The sequence below is a fragment of the Pseudarthrobacter sp. NPDC059871 genome, from assembly GCF_042731175.1.
In the GTDB taxonomy this organism is placed as follows: Bacteria; Actinomycetota; Actinomycetes; order Actinomycetales; family Micrococcaceae; genus Arthrobacter.
This window is the reverse complement of record NZ_JBHWJV010000004.1, coordinates 52,060-76,988: the sequence shown is the minus strand read 5'-3', so window position 1 is coordinate 76,988 and position 24,929 is coordinate 52,060. Positions and strand designations below refer to the sequence as shown.

Sequence of the window (24,929 nt, the reverse complement as noted above, 5' to 3'; positions counted from 1 at the left end):
GAACGTCGGGGCGGGAAAGACGATGGACGCATGACTGAACAAAACTCGACTTACGATGTGCTGGTTGTTGGTGGCGGGGCCGCCGGCCTGAGCGCCGCGCTGATGCTGGGCCGGACCCGGCGCCGGGTGGCGGTGGTGGACAGCGGTGAGCCCCGGAATGCCCCGGCGCACGGCGTGCACGGCTTCCTGTCACGCGACGGAATCAGTCCGGCAGAACTCCTCGCCACTGGCCGCGACCAGGCGCGGCACTATGGCGCGGACATCATCAACGGCACGGTAGTGGCTGCCGCAGGCGGCGTGGAGCAGGGCTTCGAGCTAACGCTCGACGACGGCCGGCGGCTCCGCGGGCGCCGGCTACTGATTGCCACGGGCCTGGTGGACGAACTGCCGGACATCCCGGGCCTGCGCGAGCGCTGGGGCCGGGACGTGCTGCACTGTCCGTTCTGCCATGGGTGGGAGGTCCGGGACCAGGCCATCGGCGTACTGGGCACCGGCCCGTGGTCTGTACACCAAGCCCTGCTGTTCCGGCAATGGAGCAGCGACATCACCCTGTTCCTCAGTGACGTGGTGGAGCCCACCGGCGACGAACTCGAGCAATTGGCCGCCCGTGGCGTCAAGGTGGTTCCCGGCGCCGTCGAGACCGTACGGGTCCACGGTGATGCCCTCAAGGCCGTGGTGCTGGCGGGCGGCCCGGAGGTGGCCGTGGACGCCGTGGTGGTGGGTACGCGGGTGCACGCCCGCCTTGACGCGTTCGCCGGCCTTGGCCTGGCGCCGGTTCCGCATCCAATGGGCATCGGGGACTACCTGGAAACTGATGCCGAAGGCGCCACGTCAGTGCCCGGCGTCTGGGCCGCCGGCAACGTCACGGACATGAGGGCGCAGGTCCTGGCGTCCGCGGCCGCAGCGTCGTGGACCGCCGTGATGATCAACAACTCCCTGATGGCCGAGGAGATGGACCGCGATCTCGCCGCCTACCGGGAGTCGCTGGCCGTTACCGGTGCTTGAATTCCGGTTCGCGCTTTTCCGTGAACGCCGCCATGCCTTCCTTCTGGTCCTCGGTGGCGAACAGGGAGTGGAAGAGCCGGCGCTCGAACACGACACCCTGGGCCAGCCCGGTTTCGAAGGCGGCGTTCACGGCTTCCTTGGCAGCCATCGCCACCGGCTTTGATTTGCCAGCAATGACCTCTGCGGCCTTGAGTGCCTCGGCCACCACGTCCTCGGCGGGTACCACGCGGGACACCAGGCCGGACCGCTCGGCTTCCTCGGCCCCGATGAACCGTCCGGTGAGGATCAGGTCCATGGCCTTGGCCTTGCCCACTGCGCGGGTGAGCCGCTGCGAGCCACCCATGCCGGGAAGGACGCCGAGGTTGATTTCGGGCTGGCCGAACTTGGCGTTGTCCCCGGCGATGAGGAGATCGCACATCATGGCCAGTTCGCAGCCGCCGCCCAGGGCAAACCCGGACACAGCAGCAATGGTGGGGATACGGAGCCGGGTGAAGTCCTCCCAGCCGCGGAACCAGTCCGCGGCGTACATGTCCATGTAGCCCTGGGAGGCCATTTCCTTAATGTCGGCGCCGGCCGCGAAGGCCTTTCCGGAGCCGGTGATCACCACGGCGCCGGTTCCGGGGTCAGCGTCCATGGTGCTGACGGCGTGCACCAGTTCCTCCATGGTGGCTTTATTCAGTGCATTCAGGGCCTGGGGCCGGTTAAGCGTCACCAGCCCCACCCTGCCGCGCTGTTCCACCAGGATGTTGGCGTATTCCGTCATTCAGGACTCCCGTCGTCGTGCGCTGTTGCGGTCTTGTGCGGCGCGGTGCCGGACTTTTCGCGGATGTCGTTGATGATCGCGGAAAAGTCCTGGCCGGCACCGCCTTCCGCGGCAAACGTATCGTAGATTTCTGCGGCAAGCGGACCCATCCGGCCGGCCACCCCGGTGCTGTGCAGGGCGTTGAGGGCAAGGTTGAGGTCCTTGGCCATCAGCGCGCCGGCGAATCCCGGCTGGTAATCGCGGTTGGCCGGACTGGTGGGAACCGGGCCGGGCACCGGGCAGTTGGTGGTCAGGGCCCAGCATTGCCCGGACGCGGCGGAGGCAACGTCGAACAGTGCCTGGTGGCTCAGCCCCAGCTTCTCGCCAAGGACAAAGGCCTCGCTGACGGCGATCATCGAGACGCCCAGGATCAGGTTGTTGCAGACCTTCGCCGCCTGGCCGGCCCCGTGGGCTCCGCAGTGGACGATGCGCTTGCCCATGACGTCGAGGAGCGGCCCGACGGCGTCGAAGTCCTCCTCTTCACCGCCCACCATGAAGGTGAGCGTCCCGGCCTCCGCGCCCACCACCCCGCCGGACACGGGAGCATCCACGGACCGGTGCCCTGCGCCCAGCGCCAGCTGCGCCGCTTCCCTGGCTTCGTCGACGTTGATGGTGGAACAGTCCAGGAACATGGTTCCGGGTGCGGCCAGTGCCAGCAGTCCCGGCTGGCCCCCGGTGCCGCGGTAGGCGTCCAGGACATGCCGGCCGCTGGGAAACATGGTGAGCACCACGTCCGCATCCGGCACGGCCTCGGCAATACTTCCAACCACGGGCACGCCGGCGGAGCGGGCCGCGTACAGGGCCGCCGGCACCACGTCGTACCCGGCCACCCGGTGCCCGGCCCTGACCAGGTTTACCGCCATCGGTCCGCCCATGTGGCCGAGCCCCAGGAACGCCACGGTGTAGGTGTCAGGCATAGTCCGCCTCCTCTTGTTGTGCCGGCTCCGGTTCAGGCTCCGGACCTGTTCCGAGGTCCAGTTCCCTGCTGCCGAGCGGCCTGAAAAAGCGTTCTACGTGCTCCATCGATACCTCGGCCAGGGTTGGCGGCTTCCAGTGCGGGGTGCGGTCCTTGTCCACCACCTGCGCCCGGATGCCTTCGCGGAAATCGGGTGCCGCCAGGAACCGCAGGCCCACCCGGTACTCCTGCTCCAGCGCCCGGTCCAGCGGCATCCCCGCCACCCGCCGCAGCGACGCCAGGGTGACCTTGACGGAGGTTGGGGACTTCGCCTCGATGGTGTCGGCGGCATGGGACGCTTCGGCGCTGCCGTCTCCGGTCCAGGCGCGCAGCCGCCCCACGATCTCTTCCGCGTCTGCAGAGTCGTAGCAGCTGTCAATCCACTGCCGCTGCCCGGCAAGTCCGGAGGGCGGCGGGTCCACGGCAAAGCGTCCGACGGCGTCTTCCGGGGTTTCGTTTTCCAGCGCTGCCGTGAGTTCGCCGAGCTTGCCGGACGGAACGTAGTGGTCCGCCAGGCCGAGGAACAGTGCGTCCGCACCGTCGAGGTGGGCGCCGGTGAGGGCTGCGTGGGTTCCCGCCTCCCCTGGTGCGCCGGCCAGCAAAAGCGTCCCGCCGACGTCGGGCGCAAATCCAATGGTTGTCTCCGGCATGCCGGTCCTGGTCCGCTCGGTGACCACGCGGACCGAGCCGTGGGCCGAGATTCCCACGCCGCCGCCCAGCACCAGCCCGTCCATCAGCGCGACGTAGGGCTTCGGGTACCGGGAGATCAGGTGATTCAGCCGGTACTCGGCCTGCCAGAAGTCCGCGGTATCGTCTCCGCCGCGGAGAATGTCGCGGTAGATCGCCACGATGTCTCCCCCGGCGCACAAACCCCGGCCGCCTGCGCCCTGCACCAGGACCGTGCTGACGCTGCCGTCCTCCGCCCATTCGGTGAGCTGCCGCAGCAGTGCCTCCACCATCCCGGTGGTGAGTGCGTTGACCGCCTTGGGCCGGTTGAGCGTGGCCACCGCCAGCCGGCCGCGCCGGGTGAAGAGCACTTCCGCTTCAGGGGCGGCGGCCGTTTCCGTCATCAGCTTCCTTCCGGCATCACGAAGCTGGCTCCGTGGCGTATTCCCGAGGGCCACCGTGTGGTGACCGTTTTGGTCTTGGTATAGAAGCGGAAGGCGTCCGCGCCGTGCTGGTTGAGGTCCCCGAATCCGGAGGCCTTCCAGCCGCCGAACGTGAAATAGGCCAAGGGCACCGGAATGGGAACATTGACCCCCACCATGCCCACATCCACCCTGGTGGCGAAGTCCCGGGCGGAGCCGCCGTCACGGGTGAAGATGGCCACGCCGTTGCCGAACGGGTTATCGGTACAGAGCCGGAGTGCGTCGTCGTAGGTGGCGGCGCGGACCACGCTGAGTACCGGCCCGAAGATTTCGTTGCGGTAGATGGCCATGTCCGGGGTGACGTGGTCGAAGAGCGTCGGCCCCACCCAGAAGCCGCCGGGGTAGCCGTTGACCGTGAGGCCGCGTCCGTCGGCGAGGAGGGTGGCGCCGTCGTCCACGCCCGAACTGATGAGTCCCTCGATGCGGTCCCTCGCGGCTGCGGACACCACTGGCCCGAAGTCCGAGTCGCTCTGGAGGCTGTGGCCTACCGTAAGCTTCCGGACGCGTTCTTCCAGCCGGGCCACCAGCCGGTCGGCGGTGTCTTCCCCTACCGGCACGGCCACGGAAATGGCCATGCAGCGCTCTCCTGCCGAGCCGTAGCCTGAACCGATGAGGGCATCCGCCGCCTGGTCCAGGTCGGCATCCGGCATCACCACCATGTGGTTCTTGGCCCCGCCGAAGCACTGGGCCCGCTTTCCATGGGCCGCCGCCGTGGCGTAAATGTACTGGGCGATGGGTGTGGAGCCCACGAAACCGACTGCTTTCACGCGGGGATCCTCAAGGACGGCGTCCACGGCTTCCTTGTCCCCGTTCACCACGCTGAAGACACCATCGGGGACACCTGCTTCGCTGAACAGTTCCGCGAGCCGCAGCGGCACCGAGGGGTCCCGTTCCGAAGGTTTAAGCACAAAGGCGTTGCCGGCGGCGAGGGCGGGGCCGGACTTCCAGAGCGGGATCATCGCCGGAAAGTTGAAGGGCGTGATGCCGGCGACGACGCCCAGCGGTTGCCGCAGTGAGTGGATGTCGATGCCCTGGCCGGCGTCGCTGGAGAACTCCCCCTTGAGCAGGTGCGGCGCTCCGGCGGCGAACTCCACCACCTCCAGGCCGCGCTGGATGTCACCGATGGAGTCGGCCAGGGTCTTGCCGTGTTCGGACGACAGCAACCTGGCCAGTTCGTCCATGTTCCGGTTCACCAGGTCCACGAACTTCAGCAGGATCCGGCCCCGCCGCTGGGGGTTCAATGCCGCCCATTCGGGCTGCGCCTCCGCGGCGGCAGCCACCGCGGACTGCACTTCGTCCCGGCCTGCGAGCGGCAGGCGTGCCTGCACGTCGCCGGTGCACGGGTCAAAAACGTCACCAAACCGTCCGGAGGTTCCGCCCGTGTGGCGGCCGCCGATGTAGTGGGAAAGCTCGCGCACCATGGCTGGATGCCCCTTCGCATGTGTTCCGGCTTTTAGTGACCCAGGTCATTCTGGTTGCGAATATACTCGGACTTCCTACTAAATTCCATCGCGCCTGCGGCGGCCCCGTCGCTGTGCTCCGCTGTGCCGGGCTGACCGCGGCGCGGCCTTTACCGGGGGCTTTACCTGCGGTGCGGCAGCCACGGTAAGTTAGGAGGCGTGAAGATAGCTACCTGGAATGTGAACTCGCTCCGTGCCCGCGCCGACCGTGTTGAAGCCTGGCTCCAGCGCAGCGACTGCGACGTCCTGGCCATCCAGGAAACGAAGTGCAAGGACGACAACTTTCCCTGGGAGCTCTTCGAACGCATGGGCTACGAGGTGGCCCACTTCGGCGTGAACCAGTGGAACGGCGTGGCCATCGCCTCCCGGGTGGGGCTGGAGGACGTGGAGCGCACGTTCCTGGACCAGCCGGCCTTCGGCAAGGCGGGCAAGGACCCGGTGCAGGAAGCCCGCGCCATGGCCGCCACCTGCGGTGGCGTCCGGATCTGGAGCCTGTACATTCCCAACGGCCGCTCCCTGGATGACGAACACATGCCCTACAAGCTCAAGTGGCTCGAGAGCCTGAAGACCCATGCACAGGGCTTGGTGACGGATAATCCCGAGGCCCAGGTGGCACTGATGGGTGACTGGAACATCGCCCCCTTCGACGACGACGTCTGGGACATCGACCTCTTCGTCAACAACCGGTACACCCACGTCAGCCCACCGGAGCGGGAAGCGTTCCACGCCTTCGAGTCGGCCGGCTTCACCGATGTGGTGCGCCCCTACACCCCCGGCCCCGGCGTCTATACCTACTGGGACTACACCCAGCTGCGCTTCCCCAAGAAGGAAGGCATGCGCATCGACTTCGTCCTGGCCTCGAAGGCTTTGGCCGCCCGGGTCACCGGCGCCTCCATTGACCGGGAAGAGCGCAAGGGCAAGGGCGCATCGGACCACGCCCCCGTCCTGGTGGAACTGGCAGACTGATGTCATCGCCGTGGACCCAGCCAAGGAGACCGCAGTGACGGGCAACCTCTACCGGGGCCAGGCAGGCCTGCCGTTCTCCTCCACCCTCCGCGTTTACGAACCCCTGGACGCGTTCCCGCAGGAACAGCGGAAAGCCATCCGGGCGGCCGGGGCGCGCACTGCCTCACGTGCCGCCGTCGAGAACGCCGAACTCCTCGCCTCGCTGGGACGCATCACCCGCCCCGGCGGTGATCCGTTCCCCACCGGCCGCACCGACCTGGTACGGGTCACCGCCGCCCCGGCCGCCCAGCCCGGCGGGACACCTAAGGGCGACGGCGGCGCGGAGGCCGAGCCGGAACTCCTGTACTGCCCCAGCCAACTGGTGCTCCGTGCCGGGCTGGCCGCCAATGCGCTGATGGAGGGGATCCACGGACCGCTCGCCGAACTGCTGATCCCCGAAGAGCAGCGGGACAGGCACCAGGAACGCATCGACCTGGTCAAGGCGCGGGACGGTTCCACGCGGGTGCACACCAGGGCGTCCACGTGGGGCATCCCTTTCAGCTGGTTTTCGCTGTTCATGGAGTCGGACCACAAGGACGTTGTGGAGGCCGCCGGCCGGATCGTCACCGTCCGCGTGTGGGCATCAATTACCGATGCGCTGGAACGTGCCCGCTACGCCGTGGCCAACCTTGCGCTGGCCGCCCCGGACCTCGACATGCTGGACGATCTTGCCCAGCTGACCGAATGGCTGGAGCAGTTCCATGTGGAATCGATGATTGAACTGGACTACGGATCCGTGGCGGACAAGGTCTACCCGGACGACTCCCCCACGGACATCAGGCTCGGCATCGAATGCCTTGCTGAGGGCGATATGACCGGTGCGGCTGCGGCCTACCGGCGGCTGGCCTCGCGCTGGATCCCCATCCGGCAGTTGGCCCGCGCCTCCTGAGTTCCGGCGCCTTTACCCGTCCTGGCATTTCCGGCTGGGGACCGGTCAACGCTGGGGCGGCGCCGTGGTCCTCCGGACCATCAGTTCGTGCGGCGCGACGGCGGACTGCACCGCGCCTTCCTGTCCGTCCAGTTCGTCGAGAAGCATCTTGGTGGCCAGCTCGGCTTGCTCGTCCGGCCGCTGGCCCACCGTTGTCAGGCCCATGGCCTCGGCGAAGTCGTGGTTGTCGATGCCCACCACTGACAGGTCCGCCGGTACGTTGACGCCGAGGCGGGCGGCCTCGAAGATGACGCCCATGGCCATCTCGTCCGAGGCACAGAAGATTGCTGTGGGTTTGGCCTCGGACCCGGACCACAGCCGCCGGAATGCTTCCTGCCCGCTGCGGACCGTGAAGTCTCCCCATTCGTCCCATTCCGGGCGGATCTTCAGGCCGGCGGCCGTCATCACGTCCCTGAAGGCAAGGATGCGGACCCGTGGAACATCGAAATTCAGGTCCGTTTCGTCGTCGCCATGGAGGAGGGCGATGTCCCGATGGCCGAGGTCGATCAGGTGCCGGACAGCTGTGGAAGCGGCCGCGTAATCATCGATGCCGATGTAGGCGCACTCCTCGACATGGCCGCCCACCACCACCAGGGGGATGTCGATTTTTTGCAGGTGGTCCAGCTCTTCCGGGGTCAGTGCCATACAAAGGACCAGCAGGGCGTCGATCTGCTTGTAGACCATGGTCTTGCTGAAGAGCCGTTCCCGGTTGCTGCCGTGGCCGCCCAGATTGAACAGCGAGAGGTTGTACTGCCGGGCATGGAGTTCCCGGTCGGCACCCTCGATGGCCTTGGAGAAGAACCAGCGGCTCACGAACGGGGCCAGCACGCCTATGGTTTTGGTTCTCCCCGTGGCCAGCCCCGAGGCTGAAGAGGATGCCACGTAACCGAGGTTTCCTGCGACCTCCAGGATCTTCTCGCGGGTGGCCGGCGAAACCCTGGGCAGGCCCCGTACGGCCCGGGACACCGTGGCGGTTGATACACCGGCGGCGGCGGCAACGTCTTCGATACTGACTCCGTTATGGCCGCCCCGCTGGGATCTCTCTGTTGTGCGTGCCACGGTGTCCCCTCAATTACTCCTTGCAGCGTAAGGCTGTCCGCCCTGCGTTACCCCCAAGAATTCGTATTTTCGCATTCTGCGTGGATGCGGTGTTAACCGCGCAGGACGTAACCCGTTCTGTGACGGCTACCTCCGGTCCGGAAGTTTCCTGCGGAGGCGGATCATGCCGTAGAGCGCCAGGAGGGTTGCCAGCAACCCCAAGGCCCAGCCCAGGGCGGGTTGCGCCGTCACTTCCATCCAGACAGTGACCACCAGCAGGACCAGGGCCCAGAAGCCGAGGAACCCGATGATGATGTCGAAGTCCTCACCCGAACGGACGCGGCGGCGGGTGCTTCCCGCTCCCGGAGCCCGGGAGCGGGAAGCGTCGCCCATCACTTGACTGCACCTGCCGTCAGGCCGGCAACAATCTTGCGCTGGAAGACCAGCACCAGGATCACCAGCGGAATGGTGACGATGGTGCCTGCGGCCATGATGGCCGTGTAGGGAATCTGGTTCGGCTGCGCACCCGCGAAACTGGCGATGGCAACGGTAACCGGCTGGGTCCGTTCGTTCGACAGCTGGCTGGCAATCAGGAATTCATTCCATGAGGAGATGAACGCCAGGATCGCCGTGGTGAAGATGGCCGGAGCCGCCAGCGGCATGATCACCTTGCGGAACGCCTGTCCCTGCGTGCACCCGTCCACGCGGGCTGACTCCTCCAACTCCCAAGGCATTTCCCGGAAGAAGGACGTCAGTGTGTAGACGGTCAGCGGCAGGACGAACGAGATGTTCGGAATGATCAGCGCCTGGTAGGTACCCATCCAGCCGATGTTCGTGAAGAGCTGGAACAGCGGGGTGATCAGGGCAACACCCGGGAACATCGAAGCGCCCAGGATGAAGCCCAGCACCAGGTACTTGAACCGGAAGTTGAGCCTGGCAAGCGCGTACGCGGCAAAAACGCCGATGACGAGCGACACCACAGTGACAGTGACGCCGATGATGATGCTGTTCAGCAGCGCCTGGCCGAACTTGTTGCCAAACGATGTGTCGAAGGCAGTAAGGAAGTTGTCCAGCGTGACGTGGGTTGGCCACGGAGTGGTGTCATAGGTGAAGCCCACCTCGCGGAACGCCGTCACCACCATCCAGTAGGCGGGCGCCAGGCACCAGATCAGGATGACCGCGGCGCTGATGTACGTCCTGGCGCTGGCCCATTTCTCCTTGTTCTGGGCTGCCTTGCGTCCCTTGTCCTGCTGCGCCCGGAGAGACGCTGGGGCAGTTGCCGCGGTCATTTCTTCCCCTTACCGCTGGCGCCGCTCTGCTCCACCACGTTCGCTCCAAGGAACCTGACGAAAATGAAGGCGACCAGGAAAATGATGATGAATGTGATGGTTGACAGCGCCGCCGCCGAGTTGAATCCCTGCCTGATTTGATTGATCACCAGGATGGACAGTGTGGTGGTGTTGTTGGCACCGCCGGTGAGGATATACGGCAGATCGAACATCCTCAGTGCGTCAAGGGTACGGAACAGAATGGCGACCATCAGGGCGGGCTTGACCAGCGGAAGCGTGATCAGTCGGAAGCGCTGCCAGGCACTGGCCCCGTCCACCTTTGATGCCTCGTAGACCTCGGCCGGAATCATCTGCAGGCCGGCCAGAATCAGCAGGGCCATGAAGGGCGTGGTCTTCCACGTGTCCGCGATGATGACCGCCCACTTGGCAGGCCACTCACTGCCGGTCCACAGGATGGAGACATTGAAGAGCTTGTTGATGATGCCGTTGAAGTCGAACATGAACAGCCACAACTGCGCGGTGACGGCGGTGGGAATAGCCCACGGCACCAGGACGGCAGCGCGGACCAGGCTGCGACCCTTGAAGGTCCGAGCCATGATCATGGCCATCCAGAAGCCCAGGACGGTTTCAAACCCGACTGTCACCACGGTGAAGAAGAAGGTGGTGGCTGTTGCGGACCAGAACTGCCCGCCGAGGGTACCCGGAGGACAAGCCACGGTTCCACCGCCTTGGGCAGCACACTGCTGCCCCAGCCAGTTCACGTAGTTCTGGATGCCGGCCGCGCCGCCGTCCGTGAAAAGACCGGTGACGGGATCGAGTCCGGCATCCTTTTGGAAGGACATCACGATAGCGCTGATGATCGGGTACACGATCACGATGGCCAGCGCGACGATTGTCGGAGCCAGCAGCCAGGAAGCCCACCGGCCCTGGCTGGCAATCCTGTTGTCTTCGCCTACCCCTTTTGGTCCGTGATGGACCGGGGCGGCGCCCGACGCCGGCTGCTTGACCGGCGTCGGGCCCAATTCGGTAGCCATGGCTTTTTACGATCCTGCGCCGGCGGTCTCGATGGACTTCTGCATGTCGGAGAGCGCATCCTTGGCGGGCTTTTCACCCTTCAGCGCCGCGTAGGCGTTGTCCTGGATGGCCTTGGTGACTGCAGGGTAGAAAGGCGTTACCGGCCGGGGCACAGCATTCTCGATGGAGGTCTTGAGCACCGGCAGGTACGGCAGCTTGGCAACCAGTTCCTGGTCCTGGTACAGGTCACCGAGCACCGGGGCCAGCGAACCCTGGGTTGCGAAGAACTTCTGCTGCTCTTCTTCAACCAGGAACTTCACGAAGTCCAGGGACGTGGCCTTGTGGTCGGAGTAGACGCTGACGGCTGCGCTGTGGCCACCGAGGGAGGAAGCACCGGGACCGTCCTTGCCGGGGAGTGCTGCCATGCCGAGGACGTCCTTGACCTTGGAGGAACCTTCAGTGGTTGCCAGGTTGTAGACGTACGGCCAGTTGCGGAGGAACAGGAGCTTGCCGTCCTGGAAGGCCCGGCGGCTTTCCTCTTCCTGGTAGGTGATGGCTTCAGCCGGGATGTTGCCGTCCTTGAACGCCTTTACGAGGTTGTTCAGCCCTGCTTCGGCCTCAGGGGTGTTCAGGTTCGGCTTGCCGTCCTTGTCGAGAACGGATCCACCGGCGGAGTTGATGGCTTCCGAGGCGTTGACGGTGAGGCCCTCATACTGCTTGAACTGACCGGCGTAGCAGCCCATGTTGTTCTGCTTGGCGATGGAACACATGCCCATCATCTCGTCCCAGGTCTTGGGCGGTGTGGGGACCAAATCCTTGCGGTAGTAGAGGATGCCGCCATCGGAGGAGACCGGAGCTGCGTAGAGGGTGCCCTTGTAGGAACCTGCCTCGATGGTGGGCTCCAGCATGCCCTTGGTGTCGATGGCCATCTTGTCCTTGAGCGGCTGCAGCCAGCCCTTGGCAGCGAACTCAGCCGTCCAGACGACGTCCACGCTGGCTACGTCGTAGTCCGCGTTCTTTGCCTGGAAGTTCTGCACCAGGTCATCGTGCTGCTGGTCGGCGTTGTCGGTCTGCTCCTTGAAGGTGACCTTTTCGTCCGGGTGCGCGGCGTTCCACTTTTCGATCAGCGGACGGACAACGTTGCTGTTGTCCTTGCCCTGCACGTACGTGATGGGGCCCCGGCTGTCGAGGTTGGCTTCAGCGTCGCTGCCGCCGCCCGAGGTTCCGCCACCTCCTCCGCCGGCACAGGCGGACAGGGTAAGGGCCAGAACGCCGGCCGTGGCAACCGGCAGAAGGAATCTAGGGGTTTTCATTAGCTTGAAGCTCCTCGCTGAGAGACAAGTAAGTCGACAGTGCGGTTGTTGGTGAGGTTGATGTGGTGCCTGTCACACTAGTAAGGTTGCTGCCGTTGATGCAAGCGTTTACATCAAAAAGTTATCTAAGGGGAACCAAATGTCCAACCCGTCCGTTCCAGGCCCCCGGAGCAGCAGCCGCGAATGGTGGGCCGATGCTGTGGTCTACCAGGTCTATCCCCGCTCCTTCGCGGACGCCAACGGCGACGGAATGGGCGATCTCCGCGGCGTTACCGCCCACTTGCCGTACCTGGAGCGGTTGGGAGTGGACGCTGTCTGGCTCTCCCCTTTCTATAAGTCACCCCAGGCTGACGGCGGCTACGACGTGGCCGACTACCGCCAGGTGGACCCTCTGTTCGGATCGCTGGCCGACTTCGACAGCATGTTGCAGGATGCTCACGGGCTGGGCCTGAAGGTGATCGTTGACCTGGTTCCCAACCACACCTCGGACGAGCACCTGTGGTTCCGGGAAGCGCTGGCAGCGGCGCCGGGGTCCAACGAGAGGGACAGGTACATCTTCCGGCCGGGCAAGGACTCCGAGCCGGGGTCCGGGGATGGCAACAGGCCGCCCAACAACTGGAAGTCGATCTTTGGCGGCCCGGCCTGGACCCGGGTCACCGACACGGGCGGCCAGGACGGCGAGTGGTACCTCCATCTCTTCGACACCAAGCAGCCGGACCTGAACTGGGACAACGCCGAGGTCCAGGAAGAGATGCGCTCCGTCCTGCGGTTCTGGCTGGACCGGGGTGTGGATGGCTTCCGGGTGGACGTCGCCCACGGTCTCGTCAAGGAGGCCGGCTTGCCCGACTGGGACGGCGTGGCTGCCATGGTGGAGGGCACTGCCCCGCACCGGGACCCTCTGCTCCCGGGCGATGCCCCCGGCGCCCATACCGACGCCGAAGAACCGCACCGTGCAGTATCGCCGGTATATCCGCCGTCGCCCTTCTTTGACCAGGAAGGTGTCCACGCGATCTACCGCGACTGGCACAAGGTGCTGTCCGGGTACGGACCCGACCGCATGCTCGTGGCCGAAGCCTGGGTTGAACCGGCGGAACGGCTGGCCCGCTACGTCCGCCAGGACGAGATGCAGCAGGCATTCAACTTCGACTTCCTGCTGGCCGGGTGGGATGCGGAGCGGATGGCGGCAGCCATCGATACCTCCCTGGCCGCTGCGGCCACCGTAGGCGCGCCGTGCACCTGGGTGCTCTCCAACCACGACACCGTCCGGCACACCACCCGCTTTGGCCTGTCCGATCCCACATCCTTCCCTAAAGGCATTGGCCCGGACGACGAACAGCCGGACGCCTCCCTGGGACTGGCGCGGGCGCGGGCCGCCACCCTGGTGTCACTGGCCCTTCCCGGCTCGGCCTACCTGTACCAGGGCGAAGAACTTGGCCTGCCGGAGCACACCATGCTTCCCGCCGGGGCACGGCAGGATCCCACGTTCTTCCGCACCAGCGGCGCGGAAATCGGCCGGGACGGCTGCCGGGTTCCGTTGCCATGGACCGCAGGGGCTCCGGGCTTCGGATTCTCGGACCCTGCTGAGGACGCCGCGGAACCCTGGCTGCCGCAGCCGGACAGCTTCGGCCCGCACGCAGCGGACCTGCAGGACGCCGTGGAAGGGTCCACGCTGGAGCTGTACCGCGCCGCCTTGGCTTTCCGGGCGGCGAAGAAACTGGGTACGGGCAGCGTCGAATGGGCAGAAGCCCATTCACCGGAGAGCGGCCTGCTGGCCTTCACCAACGGGGACGTGCTGGTGGTTGCGAACATGGGGTTCGCCAGCGCCCCGGTGCCTGGCGGCTACGCCGTGGCGGTGTCCAGCGGGCCGGAACCGCGGGCCGAGTGGGCAGGCATGCAGGAGATTCCCGTGGACTGCGCCATGTACCTGCAGAAGACAACCACACTCAATCCGGGGAATGCCCAGGGCCGGCAGGGCTAGGCCCTGCCAGGCCCAGCTACGCCCACCCGGGAACAGTGCGTCAGCGGACCCGCTCGGCCCTGCCGAAGCGGGTCCGGGCCCCGGCGCCGATATGGATGAGGACAGGAGTCTTCCTGCCCACCACAGCGTCCAGGGCATCAACCAGCCCGGAGACTTCGGCGGCCAGGAGATGCGGCGCCACCCCCTGGCGGGGCAGCAGCCGGATCCTCAGCGTCGGGGTGCCCTTGACGTCGTAGGTGGTCACGCTGGACGAGGCGAGATCCGGGCGGCCGGCGAGCGCCTGCTTGAGCGCCTGTTCGGCCACTCCCGCGCCGATCCGGACATCGCCGGGGACTTCCCCGGGATCATATTCGGATGCCAGGAGGTTCGACCGGCCCTTACCCTGCTGGGCCACCCAGGCAACCATCAGTCCGATCAGGACCAGCAGGACCAATGCCACCACCATCCAGAGCCAGCTTTCCGTCCGGCCAGGGAACCGGGTGGCGTTGAAGGCGTCGTTGGCGGTGCTCCAGGCTGCCGCGGACCAGGAATGCCACCACACTGCGACGGCGGGAACGGTGGCCAGCAGGACCAGCAGGAGGCCAACAACCAACAGTTTCAGGCCGAGCAGCGTCAGGAGGATCCGGTTCAGGGCGGTTGGTGTGCTGTTCATGCTCCCACCACCCCGGACGGTGCCACGTTAATACGGACTTCAGGTGAGGGATCGAGCGCCATCTGCTCCACTTCCTCCCGGACGGCGGCCAGGACCGCGTCTCCATCGACGGGCACCCCCGACGTGGGCCGGACATTCACCATGACCTGGCGCTGCGAGACCACCACCATTACCTGCTCCGGCGTGACGTTTGCGGCCAGCCGAGCCCGGCGGGCCAGCGACGAAGCAATCACTTCATCGTCAATGACGACGGCGGGACGGCCGGATTCGAGCCAGCCCCCGGCGAGAGTGTGCCGGGCGCGGCGTCCCGGCGCCACGCCGTTGAGGAAGAAGACCAGTCCCACCATGGCAAGCACGGCGCCGATGGCACCCAACAGAAGGGGTGAAATTCCGGCGGGAAGCGTCGTCAGCCGCTCTGCGGCGACTTGAGGTTCGATCAGCCAGGGCGGCTGGCCAATGGCGTGCACCGCAGCCTCCAGCAGTCCGTACCCGGCCAGCGCCATGACCACCACAGCGGCAACGATGGCGACGCCAGCACGCGTCGAACGTGTTTCCCGGCGCACGATCCTGGCCATGTCCGGGCTCCGGCCATTGTGGCGACCGCCCCTGCCGCCGCGGGCGTCGCTGCCCCGCGTTTCCACGCTGCTGCTCACTGAACCCGACCTCCCTCGCTGATCCTTGCCCCGCTGATCCTGATGTCCACCCGGCTCAGGCTTGCTCCGCTGAGCTCGGTCACCGTGGCCAGGATGCGGGCCTTGGCCTGCACCGTACGCTGCCAGATGGAACCGCCCACCAAGTCAATCCGCCCCTGCTCCATCGCCGCATGCAGCGGGGGGACCCTGATAGGCGTGACAAGCGACAAAGCCAGCAGCCCGTCGTCGTCCGCCCAATCGGCACGGACGTCCTGGGCGTCAACGCCGAACTCGCGGGCCGCCGCGGCTTTAGCGAGGCTGGTCAGCGCCTGCGTGCTGATCCGGTTATGGCCGTTGAGCGCCTGCCCCGGCACTGCCGGCGCCGGCGCGCTCATGACGATGAACGCCGGCCTGTGATGGCGTCAAGGACGCCGCGCAGGTCCAGCTTTCCTTCCGCGGCACGGCCCAGGAGCGCTCCGATGGCCATGAAGAGCAAGGAGACGAGGAAGCCCCAGAGGCCGAACTGCAGGGACATGAAAGCAACAAAGGCACCCATCGCGATGCCTGCCACAGTGAGGTTCACAGCAATGCCTCCCTTTCCGGAGAGCCGGAGACTGCCGGTTTGACGGGCGGCGGCACGTAGACGTCGGTGACCTCCACGTTCACCTCAATGACCTGCAGCCCTACGAGTTCCTCCACGGCCCGGTAGACCGCTGCGCGGACCTGGTTGGCCAACGAATGCAGGGGCGTGCCATAACTGGCAACCAGGCTGATGTCGACAGCCACCTGCGTTTCGCCGACTTCCGCCCGGACTCCCGTGGCATGGTCGGTGCTGCCCACGGCGTCCCGGATGGCACCCAGCGCCCGGGACGGGCCCGAGCCAAGGGAGTACACGCCGGGTACCGCCCTCGCGGCGATACCGGCAACCTTGGCCACGGCGGTCTCGGAAATGACGGTGCGGCCCGGCCCGGGCACCGCGGCGGGAACCGGCACGGCCCCTCTGTGGACACCCGGGGTGGGTTGTGGGTTCTGGTATTCCATCAGGCACTCCCCCTTCTTTTGTTTCCAACCCTATCCCCAGCCTGCGGTGATGTGCTGGAATCGCTCCGCAGCAGGTTGCACCGGAATCGCCCCGGATATCGGTGCCAGACCGGAAAACAGTCAAGCGGGGCAGTTAAAAGGCCCAGGCGGGGAGGCCCCCAAGGACATCCCCGCCTGAGCGGTGCCGCCTGAAGCAGGCGGCGGAGCGGCAGGTGCCGCGGTCTTTTACTTGTAGTGGCCTTCGCCGCCAACGCGCTTGTTGGTGGGCAGGTAGCCGAGCGGGCCAAGGCCGTTCTGGCCGAAGCTGCGGTCCACCTGGGTCACGCCGTTCTTGAAGTTGATCTTGACGGTCGGGGACAGGGAGCCGCCGCGGACGCCGTTGACGTTGTCGATGAACGACTGCACCAGGCCGTTGGGCTGGACGTAGTGCGAGTAGGCCTGGAACTGCCGGCCGTTCTGCTGGCCCGAGATGGTTCCGCTCGGGTTGTTGGCCGGAAGGTTCAGGTCAGTGGGTGAGCCGAGCGCCAGGCCGCTGTTGTTGACCGGCTGGTAGTCGGAGCGGATGCCGTCGCCAACGAAGCCGTAGACACCGTCGGGACCACGCATGCCGTCCGCGTAGGTGAACTGGTGGCTGATTGTGTACAGGTAGTACTTGTTCTTGCCGTTCTCATTCTGGATGAAGATCTGCGGGCGCTCAGTCTGGTCGTTGACGCAGTTGGCGGACAGGATCGGCGGCAGGAAGGACCACTTGGTGAGGTCCTTGTTGTCGGCGACGGCCAGGCCCACGTTGGCGGTCTGGTAGTGCGCGCCGGTGTTCTGGACATCGGTCAGGCTCTCAGCGTGCGGATCACCCGGCTGGTAGCCCAGGTCTTCGCCCTTGCACTGGTAGTCGCCGCGGTTACCTGCGGTGTTGCCTTCAAAGACCATGTAGGTCTTGCCCGGGTGGGCCGGGTCAGCAAAGGTGTACGGGTCGCGGAAGGCAAAGCCCGGGTTCTGGGCCTTGTTCTGGTACAGCTTGCCGTCCGGCTCCAGCAGCTTGGTGTGCTGGAAGCCGTCGAACGTCACGCCGTTCTTGTCGGCATGGATCTTGCCCAGTGCCTTGGCGATTGCCGCGTCGGGAGCGATTCCGCCGCCTCCGGCGTTGCGCTCTGCCACATCGTGGAACGTGGTGGCGGTGTAGAAGACGTTGACCTGGTTGCCCTGCATGAGGCGCGTGGAGCCGGACCATTCGGTGTTGCCGATGGACGTGTTGTCCAGGAACAGGTGTCCGCCGTAGTTCCACTTGTCCTTGGCCGGATCGGCGTTGGTCTTGCGGAAGAAGTATCCGATGCGGGCGTTCCAGTGGCGCTGATCGAAGCCGTAGCCTGCGTGGCGGTCGGCCACCAGGGAGAAGATGACGTCGTAGCCCTTGTAGCTGATCTGGTTGGCGTTTTCATCCGTCAGGGACCAGGTGTCCCAGACCCAGACGTCGTCGTTCATGTCGGGGAAATCCTCAGGGATTTCCGGCATGGTGACGTCCGGGCTCATGGAGTTCTGGCCCGGCGCAACGGAAGGGTTGCTCTGCGCCATGATCTGCTTGGCGTCCGCACGGGTCCACTTCGAGGTGAAGTCCGACGCCGGGTCAACAGCCTGCTGGGTGTGCTTGGTGGGGAGGGGGAAGCCGGGCGTAGGCGACGGGAGCTGCTGGGCGGCCGGCGGGTCAGCGGGTTCGTTGGCCTGCGCCGAGGGGACGGCCAGGAAGGCCGAGGCAGCAACAGAGGCCGCCAGGGCTGCGGCGGCGGTCCGCCACCGCAGCTTCCGGGGTGATTGGGGGTGCTTGTGCATTTTTGCTCTTCTCGCGGAGTTCAAACTGTTCGTGGAAGACGGGCGGATGCCCTGGTTCCCCGCACTCCGGCGGATCCCCCGGCGACACGGCAGGCGTCGTCAGGGACGCCTTTGTAACGGGGGCGGGACCTGGGTGGAGTCCCGAAGCGGGCCCTGGCGACATCGGGGCGATGTCCGGGCCGGTGTCAACGCTAGGCAGGGCCTGGAGCACATGACAAAACGTGTGTCGGCGCTCGAAAACCTAGTTCGACTCATTTATGCAAGCGCTTACGCAATTCAAGGCGCGCGCGTGCCACAACGATTTTTCACAGTCAAATGTTTCAGATGTCTGACAAATCCTTGTGCGGTACCCCTGTCACGGCGGACACGGCAGCCCCGGCCCGCGGGGGCAGCACGAGGGTGGATAGAGTGGTTCGGCGCCAAAGACAGGTAGCGGGCACTCATGCCGCATTAACCCAGCGAATATATTTTGGGAGCAGTCGGCCAGCCAGAGGCTGGGATGGCAGACAACAAATGCCCGTTCCGGTTTCGATCGGGCCATTCCGGGTAGGGGGTGGGCCGGCAAGCCGCTGTTCTGAATCGAGTTATTCGCATGGAACGATTAATGCAGCGCGCCCCGAAAGGCCAGGCTCTGCAAAAAGCCCCTCCACCGGCCAAAGGCCGCTGGAGTATGCCCACGTTTTCCGGGCGCCGGCTCCGGGAAACATTCAAAACCGGCCGGACCGCTGCCACCGCGGCGGGAACAGCTTTGCTGGTCCTTTCGACTTTTGTCAGCACTGTAGCCCTCGCCCCGGCCGCCCATGCGGCCGACCCCGTGGTGGTCACCCTGACCTTCGATGACGCGCATGCGGACCAGCTCGGTGCCGCGGCGTATATGAATGCCAAGGGCCTGAAGGGCACGTTCTATGTTCCCTCCGGCTTCCTCAATGCTGATGCCGCCTACATGTCAACGGCCCAGGCCCTTGCCCTGCAGTCAGCCGGCAACGAGATCGGCGGCCACAGCGTCACCCACGCCGACCTTGCGTTCGCCGATACCGCTGAGGTCACCCGGCAGATCTGCAATGATCGGATCAGCCTGAGGGACCTGGGCTTCCGCATTACCAGTTTCGCCTATCCGTACGCCTCGTCGACTCCGGCCATCGAAGGCATCGCCAACACCTGCGGCTACAACAGCGCCCGGGGCCTGGGCGACATTGCCAGCCACATCGCTGGAACCGAAACGTTCCCGCTGGCCGAGACCATGCCTCCTGCGGACCCGTTCCTTACGAAGGCGCCGGACCAGATCGACAACACGTGGACCCTCCAGAACCTGGAGGACCTGACCCTCAAGGCCCAGCCGGGCGGCGGCTGGATGCAGTACACGTTCCACCACATCGGCGTGGACACAGAACCTCTTTCCGTGACCACCGCAAACTTCCGGGCCCTTATCGATTTCCTGGCGGCTGAGCAAAGCGCCGGGCGGGTCATCGTCAAGACGGTGGACCAGGTGATCGGCGGCGCGGTCAAGAACAACACCGCGGGGCCGCAGCCGCCGGCGCCACTGACGTCAGGCAACCTCATCCGGAACCCGGGCTTCGAAACAGCGGGCCCCATTGCCGGGGATGCCCCATACTGCTGGGTTCCTGGTGGATTTGGGACGAACACCTACACCTACAGCACGGTGACGGCAGCCCACACGGGCACCGCCGCCCAGCAGGTGGTGGTGTCCTCCTACCAGAGCGGGAACGCCAAGATCCTGCCCCCGCAGGATACGGGTCAGTGCACCCCCACCGTGACACCGGGGCAGCGGTACTCGATGTCTGCCTGGTACACGTCGACGGCCAACACCCAGTTCGAGATCTACTACAGGACCGGCACAGGTAGCTGGCATTATTGGACATCGAGCCCCTACTTCGGGCCAGCGTCAACGTTTACCCAAGCCACGTGGACTTCGCCGCCGGTCCCGGCAGGAGCCACCGCCATGACGCTGTCGCTGACGATGTTCAGCGCCGGAACACTCGTGACCGACGACTACAGCTTGACCAAGTATGTCCCCGACCCGGGGGCCTTCCAATCCATGGCGCCGGTGCGCCTGCTCGACACCCGGTCCAGCGGCGGCCCCGTCGGTCCAAAGGGAACGGTGTCGTTCCAGGTTGGTGGTAACAGCGGCATCCCCGCGAACGTTGCAGCCGTAACCTTCAACCTGACCGTTACGAATCCAACGTCCAACGGCTTCGTCACGGCCTACGCGTCGGGCACCACACGGCCCAATGCTTCCAACCTGAACTATGACACTGGGCAAACAGTCCCCAACAGCGTCACGGTTCCGGTGGGCGCCGATGGCAAGGTCACGCTTTACAGCGAGTCGACTGGCACCGCCAACCTGATTGCGGACGTTTCCGGCTACTACGCGGCAGGAACAGCTGTTGCAGGTGGAGCTTTCCGCCCAGTAGCACCGGCGAGGTTCCTGGACACCCGGAACACGGGAACCCCCGTGGCACCAAAGGGCAGCGTGTCGTTCCAGGTGGGCGGCAACAGCGGCATCCCGGCAGGCGTTTCGGCAGTGACCTTCAACCTCACTGTTGCCAACTCCACCTCCAACGGATTTGTCACCGCTTACGCCTCCGGGACGTCCATTCCCACGGCATCCAACCTTAACTACGACAGGGGCCAGATTGTCCCCAACAGGGTCACGGTTCCGGTGGGAGCGGACGGAAAGGTGTCGCTGTACAACGAGTCCACCGGTACCGCGCACCTGATCGCCGACGTTTCCGGTTACTACATGTCAGGTCCGGTAACCCTTCCCGGCATGTTCCAGCCGATTGCGCCCACCCGTTTCCTGGACACCAGGTCCGGCAGCCCGGTGGCCGCCAACGGCACCATCTCGGTCCAGATCGGCACGGTCAGCGGGGTTCCGGCAACGGCCTCTGCCACCATCTTCAACCTGACCGTGGCCAATCCGACCAGGAACGGATTCGTCACGGCCTACCCGTCCGGATCGTCACTGCCGAATGCCTCCAACGTGAACTACGCCGCCGGGCAGATTGTCCCGAACAGCGTCACTGTTCCCTTGGGACCGGATGGCAAGGTCAACCTCACCAACAGCTCAACGGGCACCACGCATCTGATCGCAGACGTCTCGGGATATTTCCTCTGACAGACGCAGGAAGCCAGTCACACTGAGCATATGAACTGCTCCCCGGCAGCCGGACCCATCATCAGGATCGGCAGCCGGGGAGCAGCCATGTGCGGGGCAATTACACGCTCAGGCGGTCATACGTCTGGCGCTTGTTCGCCAATCGGGCCGTTGAAAGCTCGGATGCGCGAACAATTCCGGGACTGACTCCCGGAACTCCAGAAGTCCACTACCAAAAGTGTGATTAAAGAAGAAAAGCACCAGTTCCGCAGAACTGGTGCTTCCCAGTGGTGGCTCCGACCGGCGTCGATCCGGTGACCTTTCGATTTTCAGTCGAACGCTCTACCAACTGAGCTACAGAGCCTAGGTGACACATCACCATGACCGCCGAAATTTCTTCCGACAACCAGAGCGACCCTGACGGGACTTGAACCCGCGACCTCCGCCGTGACAGGGCGGCGCGCTAACCAACTGCGCTACAGGGCCTTGCTTTTCTTGCTTCACAGTATCTCTACTGCTTTTTTCAAGGCTTCCAGCCTACCAGACATTTTTTGCCTGTTTGACCAGTTCCTTGCGTACCCCCAACGGGATTCGAACCCGTGCCGCCGCCGTGAAAGGGCGGTGTCCTAGGCCGCTAGACGATGGGGGCCAGAACCCGTTCGGAACAAAATAAAAGGCGTAAAGCGGGGCTTTCCGTCTTTGTCCTTTGCGTTTCTCCGAACTGGACTCAACAACTATAGGGCCTACTCTGCGATTATCCAAAATCGGCGAAAAACCCGTGCCTGAACATGAAGAACGGGCGAAGATGGACTGATGGATGCCGTCGCAGCGCTCAACGAGATCGCCTTCTGGCTGGAGCGCGGACGCGCTGCCACCTTCAAAGTCCAGGCGTTCCGGAAGGCCGCCGCCGCCATCAGCGCGCTGCCACCGGAAGAAGTGGCCGCGCGGGCGCGGAACGGCCGGCTGAAGTCGATGAAGGGCATCGGCGACCGGACTTTCCAGGTGATCCAGCAAGCGGTGGACGGATCCGTTCCGGACTACCTCGCCGACCTCCGCGAGAAGGGCGCGCAGCCGCTGGCCGCCGGCGGAGCCGCCGTCCGAAAAGCCTTGCGCGGCGACCTGCACAGCCACAGCGAATGGTCCGACGGCGGCTCCCCCATTGAAGTGATGGTTGCCGCCGCGGAGGTTCTGGGCCGGGAGTACCTGGCCCTGACCGACCACTCCCCCAACCTGACCATCGCCAACGGCCTTTCCGCCGAACGCCTGGCGAAACAGCTCGACGTGGTGGACGCCATCAACAGCGGCAACAGGAACGGCGGCCCGCAGGACGGCACGGTCCGGCTGCTGGCGGGCATCGAAGTGGACATCCTGGAATCCGGTGAGCTGGACCAGGACCCGGAACTGCTGGACCGGCTGGACATCGTGGTGGCCAGCGTCCACTCGAAGCTCCGCGCAGACCGTAAAACCATGACCGCACGGATGCTCGGCGGCATCCTGGCACCGCACACCAATGTCCTGGGCCACTGCACGGGCCGGCTGGTGGAAGGCTCGCGCGGTACGCGGCCGCAGTCGGAATTCGATGCCAAGGAAATATTCGCCGCCTGCGCCGAGAACAACGTGGCCGTCGAGATCAATTCCCGGCCAGAGCGGCAGGACCCGCCGGATGACCTGATCAAGCTCGCCCTGGAAGCAGGCTGCCTGTTTTCCATCGACAGCGACGCGCACGCGCCCGGGCAGCTGGATTTCCTCCAGTACGGGGCCGAGCGGGCCGAACGCAATGATGTGCCGCTGGAGCGGATCATCACCACCTGGCCGGTGGAGAAGCTCCTTGACTGGGCGGCCACCTGAACCTCTGCCAGTCAGTTACATTGCCGGCGTTGACGTGCTGCGTTTATTTGACGGCGTCGGCAAGTTTCTGCCGGAAATCGGCCTTGGTGGTGAGCGTCAGTTTCTCCCCGTTGAGGAAAAAGGTGGGCGTCCCGTGGACGCCTAACGCCTCGCCGTCGGCAATGTCCGCCAGGACGCGCTCTTCGGTTGCCTGGTCAGCCACGGCTGCATCGAACTGCGCCAGGTCCAATCCGAGTTCCTGAGCGTACGTGCGGAACAAGGGAGCCTGCGATTGTTGCTGCCCGGCCCACTGCGGCTGGGTGTCGAATAACCTGCTGGCCATTTCCTGGTATTTGCCCTGCTGGCTTGCGGCCTCGGCAGCGAGCGCCGCCTGGCCGGAGTTGGCGTGGGCAGCCAGCGGGAAGTGCCTGTTCACGAAGGTAATCCTGTCGCCAAACTCGGCTTTGAGCTCCTCCACTACGGGATGGATGGACCCGCACGCGGGGCATTCGAAATCCAGGAACTCCACCAACTGAGCTTTTTCCACCTCCGGCGCGGTGAGGCGGTAGCTGTTTTCCCGGACGAGCTGTTCGGGCCCCGGCGCCGGCGGGGCAGCTTTCTGCTCCTGATTTACGGCAAACACGGCGTACCAGGCCACTCCACCGATGACGGCGAGTGCCAGCACAATCCAGATCACTGTCCGGACGAGGCGTGCGGTATCACGGGGTGGGGCAGGGGTTGAGACCATGTTTGGCATCCTAGCCGAGGCAGGAAACCACCCCATCCCACGGCCGGCTCCACTTTGGCAGGAAGTTGGCCAGACGTGGCCGATTTCCGCCAGCCCGGGCCCGGCCTGCGCGACTAGATTGGGCTCATGCCCTCCACTACCCCTGTCAGCAGCCCCGCTTCGGCGTCATCGGCGGCCGCCCCGGTCAGGGCCCTGGGAATCGCTGCCATGGCGGTCACCGTGGTCCTGTGGGCTTCGGCGTTCGTGGGTATCCGCGCCATCGGCCCGCACTTCTCCCCCGGCTCCCTGACGCTGGGCAGGCTGGCGATTGCCGCCGTCGTACTCGCCGCCGTGGCGCTGCCGAAAATACTGAAAACGCGCCTCGTGCCGCGGGGCCGCGAGTGGTGGCCCATCCTGGCGTATGGGGTGATGTGGTTCGGTGGTTACAACGTGGCGCTGAATGCCGCCGAGCATGTCCTCGATGCAGGTACCAGCGCCTTGCTCATCAACGTCAATCCCATCCTGGTGGCCATCATGGCCGGCGTCTTCCTCAAGGAAGGCTTTCCGCGCTGGTTGCTCATTGGCAGCACCATCGCCTTCGCCGGCGTCGCACTCATCGCGCTGGGGTCCGGTGCGCCCGGCCGGCCAGAGGAAAGCGCGACGACGGACATGGCCGGCGTGCTCCTCTGCCTCCTTGCCGCGGTGCTCGCCGCAGTCAGCGTCATCATCCAGAAGCCAGTGCTGCGGAAGTTTCCCGCCGCCCAGGCCACGTGGTTCGGCATCCTGGTGGGCGCGGTATGTTGCCTCCCCTTCGCCGGGCAGCTGGTGTCCGAGGTGCAGGCCGCACCGCCCGCGGCCACCGCGGGGCTGGTGTACCTGGGGATCTTTCCCACAGCAATCGCCTTCACCACCTGGGCCTACGCGCTGTCGCTGGTGGATGCCGGAAAGCTGGCGGCCACCACCTACCTGGTCCCCGGAACTACGGTGCTGATTTCATGGCTCCTGCTGGGCGAGATCCCCACAGCCTGGGGCCTGGTGGGCGGGCTGGTGTGCCTGGTGGGCGTCAGCCTGACGCGCCGCCGGACCCGCACCCGCCGCGGCGGTGCCGGTGGCGCTGCCGGAGGCGTTTCCGCGCGAAACCCGGCCGTCCCGGGGGACAATCGGGACTAAAGTCGA

General features: G+C 65.5%; 23 protein-coding genes and 3 tRNA genes. 7 read left to right on the top strand and 19 right to left on the bottom strand.

Annotation, left to right across the window (positions count from 1 at the left end; translation table 11 throughout):
- Positions 1 to 30 precede the first annotated feature (30 nt).
- Positions 31 to 1,005, top strand: a complete 975-nt coding sequence (locus ACFV4R_RS07175; protein WP_377201714.1) for an NAD(P)/FAD-dependent oxidoreductase — start codon at positions 31 to 33, stop codon at positions 1,003 to 1,005.
- On the opposite strand, the gene ACFV4R_RS07170 is transcribed toward ACFV4R_RS07175, so the two are convergent.
- The 4 genes from ACFV4R_RS07170 to ACFV4R_RS07155 are packed head-to-tail and all read right to left on the bottom strand — an operon-like array spanning position 992 to position 5,331.
- The gene (locus ACFV4R_RS07170) at positions 992 to 1,768 is read right to left on the bottom strand and encodes an enoyl-CoA hydratase (protein WP_377201713.1); all 777 of its coding nucleotides are present in this window, start codon (positions 1,766 to 1,768) and stop codon (positions 992 to 994) included. The two genes, ACFV4R_RS07175 and ACFV4R_RS07170, sit on opposite strands and share 14 nt — an antisense overlap.
- A complete protein-coding gene (mmsB, locus tag ACFV4R_RS07165; RefSeq protein WP_377201712.1) occupies positions 1,765 to 2,724 on the bottom strand; it encodes a 3-hydroxyisobutyrate dehydrogenase in 960 nt (319 codons plus the stop codon). The genes ACFV4R_RS07170 and mmsB overlap by 4 nt, the downstream gene beginning before the upstream one ends.
- Positions 2,717 to 3,832, bottom strand: a complete 1,116-nt coding sequence (locus ACFV4R_RS07160) for an enoyl-CoA hydratase/isomerase family protein (RefSeq protein ID WP_377201711.1) — start codon at positions 3,830 to 3,832, stop codon at positions 2,717 to 2,719. The genes mmsB and ACFV4R_RS07160 overlap by 8 nt, the downstream gene beginning before the upstream one ends.
- Positions 3,832 to 5,331 carry a CoA-acylating methylmalonate-semialdehyde dehydrogenase gene (locus ACFV4R_RS07155; RefSeq protein WP_377201710.1) on the bottom strand — a complete coding sequence of 500 codons (1,500 nt, stop codon included), beginning with the start codon at positions 5,329 to 5,331 and terminating at the stop codon, positions 3,832 to 3,834. The genes ACFV4R_RS07160 and ACFV4R_RS07155 overlap by 1 nt, the downstream gene beginning before the upstream one ends.
- Before the next feature lie 198 nt (positions 5,332 to 5,529).
- On the opposite strand from ACFV4R_RS07155, the gene ACFV4R_RS07150 reads away from it, so the two are divergent.
- Both ACFV4R_RS07150 and ACFV4R_RS07145 read left to right on the top strand, forming a co-directional pair.
- Entirely contained in the window at positions 5,530 to 6,336 is an 807-nt protein-coding gene (locus ACFV4R_RS07150; RefSeq protein WP_377201709.1) for an exodeoxyribonuclease III, read from the top strand.
- A 34-nt stretch (positions 6,337 to 6,370) separates the two neighbouring features.
- A complete protein-coding gene (locus ACFV4R_RS07145) occupies positions 6,371 to 7,264 on the top strand; it encodes a hypothetical protein (RefSeq protein ID WP_377201708.1) in 894 nt (297 codons plus the stop codon).
- A 45-nt stretch (positions 7,265 to 7,309) separates the two neighbouring features.
- On the opposite strand, the gene ACFV4R_RS07140 is transcribed toward ACFV4R_RS07145, so the two are convergent.
- The 5 genes from ACFV4R_RS07140 to ACFV4R_RS07120 all read right to left on the bottom strand — a co-directional run bounded on the left by ACFV4R_RS07140 (position 7,310) and on the right by ACFV4R_RS07120 (position 11,957).
- Positions 7,310 to 8,362: a LacI family DNA-binding transcriptional regulator gene (locus ACFV4R_RS07140; protein ID WP_377201707.1), complete on the bottom strand. Its 1,053-nt coding sequence runs from the start codon at positions 8,360 to 8,362 to the stop codon at positions 7,310 to 7,312.
- Positions 8,363 to 8,488: 126 nt separating this feature from the next.
- The gene (locus ACFV4R_RS07135; RefSeq protein WP_091717924.1) at positions 8,489 to 8,737 is read right to left on the bottom strand and encodes a hypothetical protein; all 249 of its coding nucleotides are present in this window, start codon (positions 8,735 to 8,737) and stop codon (positions 8,489 to 8,491) included.
- On the bottom strand, positions 8,734 to 9,630 hold the full coding sequence (locus tag ACFV4R_RS07130; RefSeq protein WP_056076932.1) for a carbohydrate ABC transporter permease: 897 nt from the start codon (positions 9,628 to 9,630) through the stop codon (positions 8,734 to 8,736). The genes ACFV4R_RS07135 and ACFV4R_RS07130 overlap by 4 nt, the downstream gene beginning before the upstream one ends.
- Complete coding sequence (locus ACFV4R_RS07125) at positions 9,627 to 10,664, bottom strand: carbohydrate ABC transporter permease (RefSeq protein ID WP_377201706.1); 1,038 nt, start codon at positions 10,662 to 10,664, stop codon at positions 9,627 to 9,629. The genes ACFV4R_RS07130 and ACFV4R_RS07125 overlap by 4 nt, the downstream gene beginning before the upstream one ends.
- A gap of 6 nt (positions 10,665 to 10,670) precedes the next feature.
- Positions 10,671 to 11,957: an ABC transporter substrate-binding protein gene (locus tag ACFV4R_RS07120; RefSeq protein ID WP_377201705.1), complete on the bottom strand. Its 1,287-nt coding sequence runs from the start codon at positions 11,955 to 11,957 to the stop codon at positions 10,671 to 10,673.
- A 139-nt stretch (positions 11,958 to 12,096) separates the two neighbouring features.
- On the opposite strand from ACFV4R_RS07120, the gene ACFV4R_RS07115 reads away from it, so the two are divergent.
- On the top strand, positions 12,097 to 13,935 hold the full coding sequence (locus ACFV4R_RS07115; protein WP_377201704.1) for a glycoside hydrolase family 13 protein: 1,839 nt from the start codon (positions 12,097 to 12,099) through the stop codon (positions 13,933 to 13,935).
- Positions 13,936 to 13,975: 40 nt separating this feature from the next.
- Here the strand turns inward: ACFV4R_RS07115 and ACFV4R_RS07110 are convergent, their stop codons facing one another.
- The 6 genes from ACFV4R_RS07110 to ACFV4R_RS07085 form a co-directional block, all read right to left on the bottom strand.
- Positions 13,976 to 14,587: a hypothetical protein gene (locus ACFV4R_RS07110; RefSeq protein ID WP_377201703.1), complete on the bottom strand. Its 612-nt coding sequence runs from the start codon at positions 14,585 to 14,587 to the stop codon at positions 13,976 to 13,978.
- Positions 14,584 to 15,240, bottom strand: coding sequence for a hypothetical protein (locus ACFV4R_RS07105; RefSeq protein ID WP_377201702.1), 657 nt, complete (start codon positions 15,238 to 15,240; stop codon positions 14,584 to 14,586). Before ACFV4R_RS07105 ends, ACFV4R_RS07110 begins: the two co-directional genes overlap by 4 nt.
- Positions 15,237 to 15,614: a hypothetical protein gene (locus ACFV4R_RS07100; protein ID WP_377201701.1), complete on the bottom strand. Its 378-nt coding sequence runs from the start codon at positions 15,612 to 15,614 to the stop codon at positions 15,237 to 15,239. Before ACFV4R_RS07100 ends, ACFV4R_RS07105 begins: the two co-directional genes overlap by 4 nt.
- A complete protein-coding gene (locus tag ACFV4R_RS07095) occupies positions 15,611 to 15,802 on the bottom strand; it encodes a hypothetical protein (RefSeq protein WP_056076947.1) in 192 nt (63 codons plus the stop codon). The genes ACFV4R_RS07100 and ACFV4R_RS07095 overlap by 4 nt, the downstream gene beginning before the upstream one ends.
- Positions 15,799 to 16,260: an Asp23/Gls24 family envelope stress response protein gene (locus tag ACFV4R_RS07090; RefSeq protein ID WP_091717909.1), complete on the bottom strand. Its 462-nt coding sequence runs from the start codon at positions 16,258 to 16,260 to the stop codon at positions 15,799 to 15,801. Before ACFV4R_RS07090 ends, ACFV4R_RS07095 begins: the two co-directional genes overlap by 4 nt.
- A gap of 225 nt (positions 16,261 to 16,485) precedes the next feature.
- Positions 16,486 to 18,084 (bottom strand): glycoside hydrolase family 68 protein, encoded by a 1,599-nt coding sequence (locus tag ACFV4R_RS07085; RefSeq protein WP_377201700.1) that lies wholly within the window; start codon positions 18,082 to 18,084, stop codon positions 16,486 to 16,488.
- A gap of 670 nt (positions 18,085 to 18,754) precedes the next feature.
- Here ACFV4R_RS07085 and ACFV4R_RS07080 point away from each other — a divergent pair.
- On the top strand, positions 18,755 to 21,220 hold the full coding sequence (locus ACFV4R_RS07080) for a polysaccharide deacetylase family protein (protein WP_377201699.1): 2,466 nt from the start codon (positions 18,755 to 18,757) through the stop codon (positions 21,218 to 21,220).
- 267 nt (positions 21,221 to 21,487) lie between these two features.
- Here the strand turns inward: ACFV4R_RS07080 and ACFV4R_RS07075 are convergent.
- From ACFV4R_RS07075 to ACFV4R_RS07065, 3 genes are all read right to left on the bottom strand, one after another.
- Positions 21,488 to 21,563, bottom strand: a tRNA-Phe gene (locus ACFV4R_RS07075).
- A 48-nt stretch (positions 21,564 to 21,611) separates the two neighbouring features.
- A tRNA-Asp gene (locus ACFV4R_RS07070) sits at positions 21,612 to 21,685 on the bottom strand.
- 90 nt (positions 21,686 to 21,775) lie between these two features.
- Positions 21,776 to 21,848: transfer RNA gene (locus ACFV4R_RS07065), tRNA-Glu, on the bottom strand.
- 164 nt (positions 21,849 to 22,012) lie between these two features.
- Between ACFV4R_RS07065 and ACFV4R_RS07060 the strand changes: the two genes are divergently transcribed.
- A complete protein-coding gene (locus ACFV4R_RS07060; RefSeq protein WP_377201698.1) occupies positions 22,013 to 23,047 on the top strand; it encodes a PHP domain-containing protein in 1,035 nt (344 codons plus the stop codon).
- Positions 23,048 to 23,090: 43 nt separating this feature from the next.
- Here ACFV4R_RS07060 and ACFV4R_RS07055 read toward each other — a convergent pair whose 3' ends face one another.
- Positions 23,091 to 23,774 carry a DsbA family protein gene (locus ACFV4R_RS07055; protein WP_377201697.1) on the bottom strand — a complete coding sequence of 228 codons (684 nt, stop codon included), beginning with the start codon at positions 23,772 to 23,774 and terminating at the stop codon, positions 23,091 to 23,093.
- Positions 23,775 to 23,900: 126 nt separating this feature from the next.
- On the opposite strand from ACFV4R_RS07055, the gene ACFV4R_RS07050 reads away from it, so the two are divergent.
- A complete protein-coding gene (locus ACFV4R_RS07050) occupies positions 23,901 to 24,923 on the top strand; it encodes a DMT family transporter (RefSeq protein WP_377201696.1) in 1,023 nt (340 codons plus the stop codon).
- The last annotated feature ends 6 nt before the right edge of the window (positions 24,924 to 24,929 follow it).

What these genes read in the sequence shown, in the direction of transcription:
- ACFV4R_RS07090 (WP_091717909.1), bottom strand. Translation starts at nt 16,260, where the DNA reads ATGGAATACCAGAACCCACAACCCACCCCGGGTGTCCACAGAGGGGCC.
- ACFV4R_RS07175 (WP_377201714.1), top strand. Translation starts at nt 31, where the DNA reads ATGACTGAACAAAACTCGACTTACGATGTGCTGGTTGTTGGTGGCGGG.
- ACFV4R_RS07080 (WP_377201699.1), top strand. Translation starts at nt 18,755, where the DNA reads ATGCCCACGTTTTCCGGGCGCCGGCTCCGGGAAACATTCAAAACCGGC.
- ACFV4R_RS07055 (WP_377201697.1), bottom strand. Translation starts at nt 23,774, where the DNA reads ATGGTCTCAACCCCTGCCCCACCCCGTGATACCGCACGCCTCGTCCGG.
- ACFV4R_RS07125 (WP_377201706.1), bottom strand. Translation starts at nt 10,664, where the DNA reads ATGGCTACCGAATTGGGCCCGACGCCGGTCAAGCAGCCGGCGTCGGGC.
- ACFV4R_RS07110 (WP_377201703.1), bottom strand. Translation starts at nt 14,587, where the DNA reads ATGAACAGCACACCAACCGCCCTGAACCGGATCCTCCTGACGCTGCTC.
- ACFV4R_RS07060 (WP_377201698.1), top strand. Translation starts at nt 22,013, where the DNA reads ATGGATGCCGTCGCAGCGCTCAACGAGATCGCCTTCTGGCTGGAGCGC.
- ACFV4R_RS07120 (WP_377201705.1), bottom strand. Translation starts at nt 11,957, where the DNA reads ATGAAAACCCCTAGATTCCTTCTGCCGGTTGCCACGGCCGGCGTTCTG.
- ACFV4R_RS07130 (WP_056076932.1), bottom strand. Translation starts at nt 9,630, where the DNA reads ATGACCGCGGCAACTGCCCCAGCGTCTCTCCGGGCGCAGCAGGACAAG.
- ACFV4R_RS07050 (WP_377201696.1), top strand. Translation starts at nt 23,901, where the DNA reads ATGCCCTCCACTACCCCTGTCAGCAGCCCCGCTTCGGCGTCATCGGCG.
- mmsB (WP_377201712.1), bottom strand. Translation starts at nt 2,724, where the DNA reads ATGCCTGACACCTACACCGTGGCGTTCCTGGGGCTCGGCCACATGGGC.
- ACFV4R_RS07155 (WP_377201710.1), bottom strand. Translation starts at nt 5,331, where the DNA reads ATGGTGCGCGAGCTTTCCCACTACATCGGCGGCCGCCACACGGGCGGA.
- ACFV4R_RS07160 (WP_377201711.1), bottom strand. Translation starts at nt 3,832, where the DNA reads ATGACGGAAACGGCCGCCGCCCCTGAAGCGGAAGTGCTCTTCACCCGG.
- ACFV4R_RS07115 (WP_377201704.1), top strand. Translation starts at nt 12,097, where the DNA reads ATGTCCAACCCGTCCGTTCCAGGCCCCCGGAGCAGCAGCCGCGAATGG.
- ACFV4R_RS07085 (WP_377201700.1), bottom strand. Translation starts at nt 18,084, where the DNA reads ATGCACAAGCACCCCCAATCACCCCGGAAGCTGCGGTGGCGGACCGCC.
- ACFV4R_RS07170 (WP_377201713.1), bottom strand. Translation starts at nt 1,768, where the DNA reads ATGACGGAATACGCCAACATCCTGGTGGAACAGCGCGGCAGGGTGGGG.
- ACFV4R_RS07100 (WP_377201701.1), bottom strand. Translation starts at nt 15,614, where the DNA reads ATGAGCGCGCCGGCGCCGGCAGTGCCGGGGCAGGCGCTCAACGGCCAT.